This is a genomic window from Bacillus sp. ISO11 (assembly GCF_003458115.1).
Lineage (GTDB): Bacteria > Bacillota > Bacilli > Bacillales > Bacillaceae_G > Bacillus_A > Bacillus_A cereus.
Genome location: NZ_QXCO01000006.1, coordinates 205,643 through 219,860, shown reverse-complemented (window position 1 = coordinate 219,860; position 14,218 = coordinate 205,643). Strand labels below are relative to the sequence as shown.

Sequence of the window (14,218 nt, the reverse complement as noted above, 5' to 3'; positions counted from 1 at the left end):
CATAGGCTCAAGCATTGACTAAATGGTTAAGGAATAAATGTATTAGTAACATACAAAAAATGCTTCGGAGAAATCCTAAGCATTTTTTGAATTACATTTAAACCCCATAATGGATCATGTACTTCTGTTCTGCTGCAGCTTGTACAATTTTTGAAGCTAACTCATTCAGCTCATCAGATTTTCTGAAGAACTTTGAAGATGTAACTGTTTCATAGAAAATTGCTAAAGATTCAGGAGGGATAATTGTAATACCACAATAAGCTAAACCGTATTCCTGATTTTTGACTGTATGAAAGTAAGTTTTCATAATTGATAAATTTTGATTTAAACTACTGATAATATCATCATTAACAGAAATACAATGATATTTCTCTGGTGTATAATCATTGTAACTTTTTTGAGAATTAAATTCGTCAATTATTCCAAAATCATGGACACATGCCATCATTATTATCCTTTCAAATTTAATAAAATGATTTCTATTAAAGTAAAATGTCTATTCGTTTAAGTGTAATAGAAATAGTTATGTAGTTCATAAAATATTTTCGGTTTTTCTTCGTGAAAACAGTTTATTTATCGATAAACTCATCAGGAGTCCAAGTGGCGGTTTCATTCCCAGGTGCAGCGACTACAAGCCATTGCTCACATAGGACACCAGCTTGCCAACATTCATAATAATCATGAAAACCATTTAAAAAAATAATTTGTCCACTATCTAATGTAATAATTAAATGAGGGATTTCTAAGCCAAGTTGTATATCGGTAACTTTTTGTCTTCTTATCTTAAATATTCTTTCATATTCTTCTTTCTCAGAATAAACTTCAAATTCATCTTCATTTAATGGGTAGCTTTTTTGAGGTTTATTAAATAAACACCATTTGGATTCGATATTGATATATAATTGTCCGTCATAATCAACTGAGTCGTGAAAGTTTGTGAAATGAATCTTTATAGCGCCTGGAGAAATACCAAATTGTAATCCATCAACTTGTGATCCGATAAAGAGATTTTTCAACACTTTTTCAGCGTAAATTTTATCCTCTGTATTCATTCTTGAATTTCTCCTTTTCATAAAAATATACCTTATATTTTTATTGTAATAAATAAATTTTCATGTAAAATGAACCTTTTGTGAAAAACGAGCGAATATAGTGTGAAAGATCATGAGAGGGGAACGGAGCTTTGGATGAAGTACAATTAAAGGAATGGCTATATAAAATGGGGTCTGGGGACCAAGAAGCCTTTCAAATTATTTATGAATATACATGTAAAGATATTTATAGAACAGTAGTATTTTTAGTAGGAAGTCAAAACCAAGATGTAGACGATATAGTTAATGAAGTGTACATCAATATGGGGAAGTCCATAACAAACTATGATATAAATCGTTCATTTCGTTTTTGGTTACATGGACTAGTTGTCAAGGAAGTACAGGATTGGCGTCGTAAATCGTGGCGACGATTTCGAATCTTTGAAAAGAAGAAAATGTATGAACAAGATCGGCCTTACATAATGGATGAAGCTATTTTACATAAAGAAACACGAAGTGAATTAGTAGAAGTTGTACAAAATTTATCTTATAAACATCGTGAAGTAGTCATTATGCGTTACTTCCATGAATATAGCTTGGATGAAATTGCTACACTTCTTCAAATCCCTATTGGTACAGTGAAATCTCGACTACACACAGCACTAAAACGATTAAGAATGGAAATGGAACAAATGCCAAACGAAAGGGAGGAAGAAGTAAATGGATTTTGAGAGATATGTAACGAATGAACTAAAAAGAAAAGCAGAGAGTCTAGACCCGTCTCCAAATCTAGATAATCAAGTGAAAAACTCTTTTTATAAATACCAACTATCGAAAATAAAAAGGAAGATTTCTATGAAGAAAAAATTATTGCTTGGATTTGTAGCTGCGGCAATTTTAATACCGACCGGTACTTTTGCAGGTACAACATTAATGGATAAAATTGTAGGGACACCAGAAAAAGCAAGACAAGATATGGGAATGACTGAGGATGGTTATAATGGTGTAATGGAACGTATAGAAATTGCTAAAAGTATATTTACAGAAAAGGATTTTGATAAGTATGGAACTTTATTACAGGAATCGTACTATTTTTATAAAAAAGTAAGTGTCGTAGAGAATGGTGAGAGACAATATACAGCTACAAATCGTCTAAATGCTGATGAAGAAATGAGAGAAAGAGCGGTAATGGAACAATTACATACATATGAAGAAAGAATAGATCAACATTTTACCTATACATTTGAACAAGCTGAACAAATAACTGGTTTTCCAATCAAGCATCCAACATATATTCCGGTTGGACATCAATTAGTATTTGAAGAGGTAAAAGCTGAAGCAACACTAGGAAAACCTATGCCACTTATTACGATGAGATATGAAAATCAAAATGTAAAAAAACAGCCACATATTTCAGAGGCAGAATTAGGTTTTACAATTCATGAATTAGAAATTGTTGAAGGAGAATATAAAGATTACTTTATTGATAGACCATTTGATAAACCATCTGAAAGAGGGCCTAATTTTACTGGAGATATAAAGAAATATAAATTAAATGGCTATGACGTTACATTCGGTGAGTATAAAAAATCGAATGTAAGGGCTATGAAAATAGTTGTGCCAGCAAGGGAAGGGAGAAATGCATATCAAGTGTATATAAATGATAGTATGCTGTCTAAAAAAGAGCTTGAGAACGTTTTACTTTCGATGATTGAATAGTTATTCGGTATAAGCAATTGATAATTATATTATGTAAACTTCTTTTTACAAAACATCCATTTTAAAAAATGGATGTTTTGCATTTAGATAGATTAGGTGGAGTGTATATTTTAAAAAAGCGGAATACTTTGCGGAAAGTTAAAAACATTTTTCGGATCATATTTCGCTTTTACTTTCATTAATCGGTCAAAGTTACAACTGAAGTATGCATCTAGCCAATTTTTAATGGATAGGTCAGGCGTATTAACGTAGACACCTTTTGTAAATGGAAGCATTGCTAAGCGGAAGTCTTCAACCCATCGAATACTTCCACCAGCACCTTCTGGTTGCTCCCAAGTAGCGAATATTGACATGTTTGATAGTGCTTTTCGGTAAAAGTAAGCAGTCGCCCCATTTGGCACCTCAGCAACAGCACCGCCTAATCCGTGGGAAATTATGGAGGTGGTAAAAAAGGGTAAGTTAAATCGTAATTTCTATTTGATTGCCTTCTGGATCACCTATTACACTTTCATAATAGCCATCTCCAGTAAAACGTGGTCCATTTAATAAAGGATAACCAGCATCTTTTATCACCTTTGTCAGTTCATTCACTCGTTCTTCACTACCGACAGAAAAAGCCATATGAGCATAGCCAGTTATGTTTAAATTAGGCTTATTTTCAACCCCTTTTTTACGCATAAGTTCAAGCCTTGCTCCAGATTCGAACGTAATAAAATAAGATTCAAATTGTTTCATTTCATTATGGTATAACGAGTTTGCTTTACCATTAAAGTATTTTATATAAAAATCACGCATACATTCTAAGTCATTTACCCAAATTGCAATATGTTCAATTTTCATAGGTTTCACCAATCCTATCTGTATCAATTAGGCTTCCACTGTATTAAATTTGCATTGCAACAATTTTGCTTTGCTATTAAAGCTAGTTGTTAATTTTTGATTATGTACGTACATACAATATGTAATTAAGTGAATGACCATCATAGTAATTACAGAAAAGGGTGAATACAGTATATGAATCAATTTGAACAAATGATGTACGTTGGTGTCATCATGTCTATTGTACTATCTGTAATGATTTTAGGGTCCTTATATTATAATCCTCGACTTTCGTTAACTGATTATCCGAAAGATATTCAAAAAGTAGTTTTTCCAAAATCGATTCATGAAAAAAAGCAAAGCATTTATTTTAATATTGTATATAATACTATTCTTTTCGGTAGTCCTTTCGTTTCTACATATATACTACATAAGCATGAAAAGTTAATGTATATGGATGCCTATTTACACACTTTTGGTATTTTAATGATTTTCAATTTAGTAGATTTACTTATAATTGATTGGCTAATTTTTTGCTGGATTACTCCAAGGTTTGTTGTGATTCCTAGTACGGAAGGTATGAAAGGATATAAAGATTATAAGTTTCATTTAAGAGGGGCTATTGTCGCTACTCAAATTTTAGCAATCGTAAGTTTATTTTTGGCGGGAATTGCTACAACTATTTAGTGTGAAGAAGAGCATGGAGCTTTTATAAAAGATAAGGAGATTTATAATATATAGAATTAGAAATGAGAATTTGATAGTATTGGAGTAAGGAGTTTTAATAACAGTATATTAAACAATATTAATATACTGTTGCAAATGTTTTGATATTATGTAAAATTATACAATTTTACGGAGACATTTGATAAAATTCGAAAAAATATAATGGAGGCTAATATGAAAAAAGTAATTGGCGCAGCAACAGCAACTATTTTTGGATTGGGGGCGTTTACCTCAACTGCTACCGCAGAAACAATCGTAACAGCAGATGTACTTAACGTACGTGAAAAACCGACTACAGAATCAAAAGTGGTCGAAAAAGTAAAGAATGGGCAAGAGTTAAAAGTCATAAATACCGAAGATGGCTGGTCAAAAATTGAGTTGAATGGTAAAGAAGTGTTTGTAAGTTCGGAATTTACAAAAGATGTATATCATGTAACGGCGAATTTGTTAAATGTACGTACTGAAGCAAACACGGATTCAGAAATTCTTGGCAGACTAAAAAAAGATGATGTAATTGAATCAACGCATCAAGTAAAAGACGGATGGCTGCAATTTGAGTATAAAGGAAAAACTGCTTATGCAACCGTTTCTTTCCTATCAAGTACAGCACCAACTGAAAAGAAAACCGAAGAGAAAACGAAGCAAGTAGCGAAAGTACAAAAATCAGTTAAAGAAAAGAAAGAAGTAAAGACGCAGAAAGTAGCAAAAGCGAAAGAAACAACGAAAGCACAAGAAATAGTAAAGCCTAAAGAAGAGGTAAAAGTCAGAGAAGAAGTAAAAGTTAAAAAAGAAGAGAAAGCGCAAGAAATAGTAAAGCCTAAAGAAGAGGTAAAAGTCAAAGAAGAACCGAAAGTGCAAGAAATAGTAAAGCCTAAAGAAGAAGCAAAAGTTAAAGAAGAAGTAGAAGTCAAAGAAGAAGTAAAAGCGCAAGAAATAGTAAAGCCTAAAGAAGAGGCAAAAGTCAAAGAAGAAGAGAAAGCGCAAGAAATAGTAAAGCCTAAAGAAGAGGCAAAAGTCAAAGAAGAAGAGAAAGCGCAAGAAATAGTAAAAGCTAAAGAAGAAGAAAAAGTACAAGAAATAGCAAAAGCTAAAGAAGAAGAGAAGGCAAGAGAAATAGCAAAAGCTAAAGAAGAAGAGAAAGCAAGAGAAATAGCAAAAGCTAAAGAAGAAGAGAAGGCAAGAGAAGTAGCAAAGGCTAAAGAAGAAGAGAGAGCGAAAGAAGCATCTAAAAACAACATACAGTCTGCTAAACGTGAATTAACGGTAGTAGCGACAGCGTATACTGCTGATCCAAGTGAAAATGGTACATATGGTGGACGCGTTTTAACTGCGATGGGGCATGATTTAACGGCAAATCCGAATATGAGAATTATCGCAGTTGACCCGAAAGTAATCCCATTAGGATCTAAAGTATGGGTAGAAGGTTATGGAGAAGCTATCGCTGGTGATACTGGAAGTGCAATTAAAGGTAATCGTATTGATGTTTTAATGGGTTCAAAAAGTAAAGCTATGAATTGGGGAAGACAAACTGTTAAAGTGAAAATTTTATAATAACAATAATTATCCAAATAGAAGTCAGTTCTCTTTATTGAGGCTGGCTTTTATTTTTTTAGTGGAAGTATAATAGGATTTTTAAATGACTTATTAATAAACCTGTAATAAAACATAAAAATTGTCTCATGTTTAGAAAAACTATTAAGAATGAGGTAAGGAAGTAGAACAGAAGGTTATTGAGAAGTAGAGAAGAATAGTATGTTGAAAACGAAGGGTTAACGTATAATGAAATATATAAATCGGATCAAATCGTTTACTAAACACTTTCAATCATAATAGTGTAATTAAGTTCAAAGGATAGGTGTATTTCATGAAAGAAGTAAGAGAATATATTGAAACAAAGAAACAAGGTGTATTAGAGTTGCAAATAAAAGAAACTGAAGAAAAGTTAGGTGCTGCTTTCCCAAATCAATATAGGGATCTTATTAAATTAGTTAATAATGCTGAAATAGGGGAATGGATACTATATCCGGTTAAAGATAATAGAAATGTAACGAAAACTTGGGATGATATAGTTAGACAAAATGTTGACATGAGAGATGAGTATATGCCAGAAAACCTTATCATAATTGGTGACGATGGTTCAGGGGATAAATTGTGCTTTAAAATAAATAATGGAAAAATGGATGATGAAATATACATTTGGTATCACGCGGATGACGAAATGGAAGAAATATCTCCGAGTTTAAAAGAATTTATTATGGAAACTATTCAGGAAGACGATGTTTTTTAGTCTTAATTATTATCATTTTGTGAATCATTCTTATAAAAGGCGAGGATAGAATATGACAACAGAATTATATGGTGCACATTGCAAAGAACGGAAAGGGTATAGAGTAATTGAAGGAAGAGGTTCATATAATCATTACTTTGGCGGTCAAGATTGTAATTTGCCAGTATGTAAGTTATGCGGTGAAAAGATGCATCAAATTCTCTGTTGTGATTTAAAAGATGGGAGACTTGCTGAACTTAAAAGTAATGAACTAAATATTTTACCATTCGTTTCATGTTTGAACTGCGCGATGGTATGGGAACCGCAATATTTTCAGTTAAGTGATGGAGGGAAAACTGTTCAAATCATACAGCAGCAAAATACAGAAGAATGGATAATGGAAGAGGAATATAAGTTACCAGTTTTATTACCAAAAACAACGGTAAAGCTTATAAATATGAAAAATGAAGATATACCTACAGATGAAGATAGTTACTGGGAAGCTTTTGACTTGTTCGGTTCTGAATATGTATGTAGATTATTAGGGGTACCGTTATATGATGATCTTCCAAAGGATTTGGCGTGTCCAACTTGTGCGAAAGAGATGAAATATGTTGCTACAATTACTCAAGATATTGAGGAACGTGGACTTATTTCAGTAGTTAATTTCCAGTTTGGAGAAATGAATATATACTATTATTTATGTATAGATTGTTCAATTATAAAAACTGAAATACAAAATACATAACAAGCCTAACATATTATGTTAGGCTTGTTTTTTGATCGCAACATCATTAAGAATTGCATCAAATATATCTTTTTGCGTAAAGTTATCTGTAAAAATAGTTTCTCTGGCAACCTTAATAGTATCGTGCGGATTATACCATTTTTGTAGGGAATCTTCACCAAATTCGTGTCGTTTGTCCCTTGTGTTATGTCGTCTAATAGTTTCCTCTAATGATAAATCAAAGTAATATGCAAATGCATTTTCATCAAAATAACGAATTAATTCTTTTAACATCTCACCATACCTATGACTGTTCAATATACCTTCTAAAATAACAAATTCACATTTTCCTTTTCCGTACTTCGTAATTTCAAATAGTAAATCATGTGATAAATTACCCATTGTGTCGTGTACTCTAAGCATATCTCTACGTACAACATCCTGTGATACTAAAAGTGTCCCTTGTCCGAAATGTTCTTGTAGTTGTTTTGCAATCGTTGTTTTACCACTTGCGGAGTTTCCTCTAAGAATGATTAAAGTGGATGTAAATATAGGATTAGACATAATGTATTCCCCCCAACAGTATTAATTATATAGAAAATTTTAACAAATAAAGTAAGGAAAGTGTATAATCAATATGATGGATATTTAAGGAGGGGGTAAGATGGGGGATATATTAAAAAATGCACAACCTATATGGAAACGGACTTGGTTTCGTTATCTAGGGGCATTTTTTATTGTTCAGTTACTGTTTATCCCGCATTAACGGGCAGTAAGACCCCCACCTCAAAATTCAGCGAAAGCGAAGAAGTTAGGTGGGGGATCAACTGCCCGTAAAAGCCCGATTGGTTCAACTAATAATCAGTGGGGGATGAACAAAACCCCCACTGATTAAAGTTTCACTTTATTTTGTGTGAAATCACTGGGTGGGCACCAAACTTTAGGCCAGGCGGAGAGTTTTTTAATAGAATATTAAATTCTCAATTTTTCACTGAATGGTTCACACTCTATACAATCCCGCAATTTAACGTATTTACAGCATTTTTTGCAATTACATTACTACCATATGCATTAGTAGGTGCAATGAAAGATGTAACAGCAAGAAAAAATATAAAGGAATAATAGAGGTATAATATGCTTTTTCAAAAAGAAGGTTTATTGATTAGATACGTAATGGAAGATGATGCATCTATCATTTCTAAATGGTTAACGGACCCAGCAGTCCTGCGGTATTACGAAGGACGAGATAATCCGCAATCTGTAGAAAAGGTGCTTAATCATTTTATACATAGTCCAAACAGTAATGAAAAAAGATGTTTAATAGAATTTGATACGGTTCCGATTGGTTACATACAAATGTACCCAGTGGATTCAGAGTGGAAAGCGTTATATGGCTATAAAGAATCACAAAATGTATGGGGAATGGACCAATTTATCGGTGAACCAGCCTATTGGGGAAAGGGAATTGGAACAAAACTCGTTCAGGCAGCAATTACATATATTATGGGTGAAATGGGAGCAGAAGCAATTGCAATGGATCCGAAAGTAAATAATGAACGAGCAATAAAGTGTTATGAAAAAAGTGGATTTAAAAAAGTAAAGATTTTAAAGGAACATGAGTTGCATGAGGGGAAATTAGAAGATTGTTGGATGATGGAATATAAACAATAATAATGGCTTATACAAACAAAGGGGGATGTGTGAAATGAAAAAAGCATTAATCGTAATTGATGTGCAAGCGGGTATGTATACAGCTGGAATGCCAGTACATAATGGGGGAAAGTTTTTACAAACATTGCAAGAGCTTATTAGGGAATGTCGTTCAAATGATATTCCAGTTATTTATATCCAACATAACGGTCCTAAAGATCATCCGTTAGAAAAAGGTACGGATGGATGGCGAATCCATGCGGCCATCGCTCCGCAAGAAGGAGATAATATAGTTGAAAAGACGACTCCAGATTCATTCCATAATACAAACTTAAGCGAAGTGTTACAAGAGAAAGGAATTGAACACGTTATTCTTTCGGGAATGCAAACAGAGTATTGTGTAGATACGACAACGCGCAGAGCATGTAGTGAAGGATATAAAGTAACGTTAGTGAGTGATGCACATAGTACATTTAATACAGAAGTGTTACGTGCTGAAGATATTGTGAAACATCATAACGCAGTATTGGGAGCGTTTGCGGATGTTGTTGAAGTAAAAGACTTAAAAGTGGCTGCCTCTAAATAAGAGGCAGTTTTTTATTAGAAAAAATAGCGTCAAATATTGTTAGTAAGTCGGTATTTTGAAATAATCACTTATATAATTTCACGTACCATAATGAAAAAATACAAAAAAGGAGCACCACATAATTAAAAAGGGCGCTCCTGTATTAAAACGTTACTTTTTTTTATCTTTATCCAATATATTTTGTTCTTCAGCAAACTCTGTACCATATGCAAAGCGACGATTAATACGAATGTTATCATTGTTGTGCCTTGTATGAGAGTTAGAGAAGCGATGAACGATTACTTCAGATAAAGTGAAGACGATGGCAGAAAGGATACTGCCCCATGCAATTTGCATATAGTTGTCTAATAAAATATTACCGAAAATCCATACGCTTAAATATGTTAATAAGAAATCCGACATAATGGCACCAGTATTGCCAATTCGATTTAAAATGATTTTATCAACGAACATGTAGGATACGATTGTAACAAAGAGACTGAATGAAATAATTTGAACAAACGTTGCAGGGAAAAATAAAGCAAGCCCAATGCTAAATGCGATAATGCACGATATAAACTTGATAAGCACTACTGTGAAATCATTCAAAATTTACACCTCCGATTTATACATAGTTTTTCAATAAATTCTGGAGTTCATACATTGTAACGGATTTATTTACATAAAACTTTTTCATGTTCGGAATTTAGTCTAAATATTATAAAAACAATGAAAAAATGTTATAGTAAAATGAGAGTGTATGACATTTTTAGGTAAGGGGGAATCCAGGATGTGGATTACTTCAGAAGTAGAAATTCCAGATGAGTTAATTGATCACCTTGAGCAAGGAAAGTTAGTGTTATTTGTTGGAGCGGGAGTTTCTATGAAAGGGAAATCAAACTTACCGAATTTTGATGATTTAGTTGATGAAATTGCAAAAACGTTATATGTCGAAAAACGTGAAATAACAGAACCACATGATTATTATCTTGGTAAAATTGCGAAAACAAAAGATGTACATCAAGTCGCAAGAGATCTTGTTCATATAGAGAAATCAAAACCGAATCCATTGCATTATGCAATTCCAAGGCTATTTCCTTTAGATACAGATATCCGCATTGTAACAACAAATTTTGATCAACATTTTACAACAGCAATTAAAGAAATAAATAGAGATATCAATGTTTATTACGCTCCAGCTTTACCGACTGGGAGAGCTTTTAAAGGTCTTGCTTACATACATGGTAATGTAGAACAGGAGAAAGAGGCTTTAATTTTAACAGATGGTGATTTTGGAAGGGCTTACTTAACAGAAGGGTGGGCGAGAAGATTTTTAGTTGATCTATTCTCAAATTACACCGTTTTATTCGTTGGATATAGTCATAATGACCCAGTAATGAAATATTTAGCAACTGGTTTACCACCAAGTACAAGACGATTTGCTTTTGTCGCACAAGGAGAAAATACGTACCATTGGGAACATTTAGGGATAAGACCAATTGTGTATCCGAATAAGGTGAATAATCATCAATCCCTCGTAAAAGCGGTAAAACGCTGGGCTGAATTAATGGGTGATAATTATATTACGAAAAGAATGCGTATTCGGGATATTGTAACGGTTCCCCCGTCAGTAGAACAGGAACAATTATCATACATAAAGCAATCGATTAAAAAAATTGAAACAGTACGTTACTTTGTGGAATTTGCTCATGATTATGAATGGGTCGAATGGTTAGAAGCAGAAGGTAAATTACAAAATTTGTTTATGCTTACGCCAAACTATAATGAAGTAGATGAATTACTTGCAGAATGGTTAGTGGAACAATTTCTTTTTAGTCATCAGAAAGAATTATTTCAATTAATTTATAAAAACTATTCTAAAATATCACCGTTATTATGGAGAACAATTTGTAACTACTTAAACGAAACGAAGAGTAAGATGGACCCGCTGTTGTTTGCAAGGTGGACACTCCTTTTATTAGAAACAGCTGAAAAAGATAGTAGCTCTATAGAAAAGATTTCTAAGTTACTGCAAAAATGTTCTTTTCCTGAGCATAAAGAAATTGCCTTATTGTTACTAACTTTTATTTTAGACGGAAAACTGAAGTTGAAACGTGTAAGAAAATGGGGAAATGATACGCAAGAATCAATAGAACTCGAGGAATCGAGTCGCTTACCAGTATCTACATTTTCTCATGTGGAGCAAATTTGGAACGAAAAGATGAGGCCATATATCGCTTATTATGCTGTTCCAATTATGATGATTGGATTAGAAAAATTGAGAATGTTGTCGTTAAGACAAACGGCACTAAAAAAAAGAAATAAGGAAAATGTAGAGAAAGAGTTTCATCAAAATGATCTTGCATTTTTAATACGAATTGTAAAAGAGTGTCTAACTTATTTATGCGAAAACAATGAGAAAAAAGCGGATTATTATATTACAGAAATGATAGAAGCAAATAGTGTACTTCAAAAGCGAATTGCAATTGATGCGATGAATAAAAATATTTTTGTTCGTGTAGATGACAAAATGAAATGGTTGTTACATGAAGGACTTCTTTTAGATTTCACTTATAAACACGAAGTTTTTCAACTTTTAAAAAGGCATTATGCACATTGTTTAGAAAAAACAAAAGAAGAAGTCACTCGAACTGTAATAAAGCATCTTACAGAAGAGAGGGTATTTGATGCATGTCTCGTATTAGACTTATTATTCAAGTGTGATTCGAATAGCCCATCTACGGCAAATGGGTATGAGTTAATGAAGCAAAAGCATCCTCATTTTCATTCTGAACGATACAGTGTACAAAAGAAAGAAGATACAGCAGAAAGCATTACTTGTAATGTAACTGCTGACGGATTATTGCAGCTGAAAGATGTTGAAATTATGAAGCAAGTTCAGCAATTTTCGCAAGATGGTGTTTTTGAACAACGCCATTTTTTAGAGATGTTATCAAAAGCATGTAAATTAAACACAGAGTGGAGTATTTCATTTGCATACCAATTAGTAGGAGTGCAAGAAATAAGTAATGAAGTATGGTTTGTTTGTATTAGAGAATGGCGAAATAATCGAGGATTGACGAATGAGCAAATCCAAAAAATTATTCCGCTATTGCAGAAATTTGTTAGAAATACTTCTTTTCATTGGTTAATTAGTAGTTTTCTATATGAAATTAGTAATCGACTAGAAGAGTTAGAAGAGAATAGTATACGTGTTGTAAAACGATTTGCTTTTTCAGTGTTCCCTCAAGTTATGAAGAGTGATACAGACTTTAAGCTTGGGAAACAAGATTTTTATAATGAATCAATTCAGCATCCAGTTGGAAAAATGACGGCTGTATTATTAAAGTTGTTATCATATGATCATTTATACGATCGTAATGTATATGAATATTTATTTTTATTTGAAGAACAAGTAAGAGTTAATTCGGAACGAACAAACTTTATGTTTGCTCGTTTAATAGCAGATATTACATTTCTATATCATATTGAAAAACAATGGTGCCGAAAATATTTGTTACCATACTTAGATTTAAAAAAACAAAATGAGATTACGGAATATGCATGGGCCGGCTTATGTTACACGCAAATAAATTTACCTTTATTTACAGAAATGAAGCGATTTATTAAGTATGCGATAGAACATTTGGAAGTGTTACATCCGCATACGAGAGAAGCTTTCTTGAAGTGGCTTAGCTTTGTATTTATTAAATGTGTACTATATTGGGAGCAAAAAACAAATTGGTTATACCCGTTACTCATACTAGAAAATGAAGAAAATAAAATTAAGTTTATGCAGTTTTTATGCTATTACGTCAAAACATTAAGTGTAAAAGAACAACAAAAGTTTTGGACAGCTTGGCTCAGTGTATTTTTGCGAGAACGACCAAAAATGGGTGAGATAACTGCGAGAGAATATGTGATGCTTTTACGTATTATTTTATACATGGATGAAATATTAGAAAAAGGATTATGTATTATGTCTCGTGCATTTTCAAGTGTACATGGTAAATGTACAGGTGAGGAAATGAAGCGGTTATTGATTGAAATGCTTCATAAAAAAGAAAGTATGAAAGCGCATAAAGAAATGTTTGCAAATGTGTTTTTTATTTTACTACAAACATGTCACGAAGCCGTTTTATTTGAAAAAGAAATCATACAAATAAAAGAATTATTAGTTCAGTATGAAGTAGAGGAATATGTTTTACATTTACTAGAAAATGAAATAATTCGCATAGGAATTGTAATGGGTGATTTACAAAAAGAATTATAGGACGAAAGTGGAATTTAAAAAAATATATAAAAAGTTGTTGACAGTGTTTTGAAAAGCGTTCTATAATACGAATCATACTTATTCAATTTCAAAAACATTTGAATAAACAAAGTGCAATGAAGAGATCACAGTAGTGGTTAGTCTTACTGTAACAGAGAGCTGGTGGTTGGTGTGAACCAGTACAGGGATAATCATGAATTACAGTCTTGGAGCATCTTTTTCGTAATAAAGATAGTTTGTCTTTATGAGGAAAAAGCGGTCAATTGATCGTTAACAGTGAAGAGAGGTAGACGGAAAGTTAGTCTACAACTAGGGTGGTACCGCGATAAATATCGTCCCTACTGATTTATTCAGTAGGGACTTTTTGTATTTTAGTGGTTCAACTTGAAAATTAAATAGTCATGCATTGAAAGGAAAAGCAGTAGTTGTTGTTTCCCTGTAA

15 protein-coding genes, 2 pseudogenes and 2 other annotated features (1 of these 19 only partly in view) are annotated in these 14,218 nt (G+C 32.6%); of the genes and pseudogenes, 11 read left to right on the top strand and 6 right to left on the bottom strand.

All coding sequences use genetic code 11. From position 1 onward, the window contains the following. Window positions 1-97: 97 nt before the first annotated feature. Both D1166_RS09005 and D1166_RS09000 read right to left on the bottom strand, forming a co-directional pair. Entirely contained in the window at window positions 98-448 is a 351-nt protein-coding gene (locus D1166_RS09005; protein ID WP_002152719.1) for a hypothetical protein, read from the bottom strand. Between the two features lie 121 nt (window positions 449-569). Then, complete coding sequence (locus tag D1166_RS09000; protein ID WP_118043282.1) at window positions 570-1,052, bottom strand: hypothetical protein; 483 nt, start codon at window positions 1,050-1,052, stop codon at window positions 570-572. 131 nt (window positions 1,053-1,183) lie between these two features. On the opposite strand from D1166_RS09000, the gene D1166_RS08995 reads away from it, so the two are divergent. Together D1166_RS08995 and D1166_RS08990 are read left to right on the top strand one after the other, a co-directional pair. Next, entirely contained in the window at window positions 1,184-1,762 is a 579-nt protein-coding gene (locus tag D1166_RS08995; protein ID WP_097856277.1) for a sigma-70 family RNA polymerase sigma factor, read from the top strand. Further along, the gene (locus tag D1166_RS08990) at window positions 1,752-2,750 is read left to right on the top strand and encodes a hypothetical protein (protein WP_097861696.1); all 999 of its coding nucleotides are present in this window, start codon (window positions 1,752-1,754) and stop codon (window positions 2,748-2,750) included. Before D1166_RS08995 ends, D1166_RS08990 begins: the two co-directional genes overlap by 11 nt. Before the next feature lie 110 nt (window positions 2,751-2,860). Here the strand turns inward: D1166_RS08990 and D1166_RS08985 are convergent, their stop codons facing one another. After that, entirely contained in the window at window positions 2,861-3,151 is a 291-nt protein-coding gene (locus tag D1166_RS08985; protein ID WP_002005328.1) for a BBE domain-containing protein, read from the bottom strand. A 58-nt stretch (window positions 3,152-3,209) separates the two neighbouring features. Further along, a complete protein-coding gene (locus D1166_RS08980; protein ID WP_000687533.1) occupies window positions 3,210-3,590 on the bottom strand; it encodes a VOC family protein in 381 nt (126 codons plus the stop codon). A 174-nt stretch (window positions 3,591-3,764) separates the two neighbouring features. Here D1166_RS08980 and D1166_RS08975 point away from each other — a divergent pair, with 174 nt between their 5' ends. The 4 genes from D1166_RS08975 (at window position 3,765) to D1166_RS08960 (ending at window position 7,309) form a co-directional block, all read left to right on the top strand. Next, window positions 3,765-4,256, top strand: a complete 492-nt coding sequence (locus tag D1166_RS08975) for a hypothetical protein (protein WP_001071233.1) — start codon at window positions 3,765-3,767, stop codon at window positions 4,254-4,256. Window positions 4,257-4,469: 213 nt separating this feature from the next. Further along, the gene (entB, locus tag D1166_RS08970; RefSeq protein ID WP_255422435.1) at window positions 4,470-5,846 is read left to right on the top strand and encodes a cell wall-binding protein EntB; all 1,377 of its coding nucleotides are present in this window, start codon (window positions 4,470-4,472) and stop codon (window positions 5,844-5,846) included. 313 nt (window positions 5,847-6,159) lie between these two features. Next, a complete protein-coding gene (locus tag D1166_RS08965) occupies window positions 6,160-6,582 on the top strand; it encodes an SMI1/KNR4 family protein (protein ID WP_086409541.1) in 423 nt (140 codons plus the stop codon). Between the two features lie 52 nt (window positions 6,583-6,634). Then, a complete protein-coding gene (locus D1166_RS08960; protein WP_118043280.1) occupies window positions 6,635-7,309 on the top strand; it encodes a hypothetical protein in 675 nt (224 codons plus the stop codon). 18 nt (window positions 7,310-7,327) lie between these two features. Here the strand turns inward: D1166_RS08960 and D1166_RS08955 are convergent, their stop codons facing one another. Further along, window positions 7,328-7,852, bottom strand: coding sequence for a kinase (locus D1166_RS08955; RefSeq protein WP_000070081.1), 525 nt, complete (start codon window positions 7,850-7,852; stop codon window positions 7,328-7,330). A 100-nt stretch (window positions 7,853-7,952) separates the two neighbouring features. Between D1166_RS08955 and D1166_RS31555 the strand changes: the two are divergent. The 4 genes and pseudogenes from D1166_RS31555 to D1166_RS08935 form a co-directional block, all read left to right on the top strand. Next, window positions 7,953-8,036, top strand: a pseudogene (locus tag D1166_RS31555) (YfzA family protein); the annotation flags it as partial. Window positions 8,037-8,191: 155 nt separating this feature from the next. Continuing rightward, a pseudogene (locus D1166_RS08945) lies at window positions 8,192-8,410 on the top strand (YfzA family protein); the annotation flags it as partial. Between the two features lie 12 nt (window positions 8,411-8,422). Further along, entirely contained in the window at window positions 8,423-8,959 is a 537-nt protein-coding gene (locus D1166_RS08940; protein ID WP_097856280.1) for a GNAT family N-acetyltransferase, read from the top strand. A 34-nt stretch (window positions 8,960-8,993) separates the two neighbouring features. Then, window positions 8,994-9,524: a cysteine hydrolase family protein gene (locus D1166_RS08935; RefSeq protein ID WP_000709540.1), complete on the top strand. Its 531-nt coding sequence runs from the start codon at window positions 8,994-8,996 to the stop codon at window positions 9,522-9,524. A 150-nt stretch (window positions 9,525-9,674) separates the two neighbouring features. Here the strand turns inward: D1166_RS08935 and D1166_RS08925 are convergent, their stop codons facing one another. Next, on the bottom strand, window positions 9,675-10,112 hold the full coding sequence (locus tag D1166_RS08925) for a YndM family protein (protein WP_000997702.1): 438 nt from the start codon (window positions 10,110-10,112) through the stop codon (window positions 9,675-9,677). A gap of 181 nt (window positions 10,113-10,293) precedes the next feature. Here D1166_RS08925 and D1166_RS08920 point away from each other — a divergent pair, with 181 nt between their 5' ends. Further along, entirely contained in the window at window positions 10,294-13,776 is a 3,483-nt protein-coding gene (locus tag D1166_RS08920; RefSeq protein ID WP_118043279.1) for a DUF4020 domain-containing protein, read from the top strand. 107 nt (window positions 13,777-13,883) lie between these two features. After that, window positions 13,884-14,119, top strand: a binding site (T-box leader). A gap of 54 nt (window positions 14,120-14,173) precedes the next feature. Beyond that, window positions 14,174-14,218, top strand: a binding site (T-box leader) (it continues 191 nt past the right edge of the window).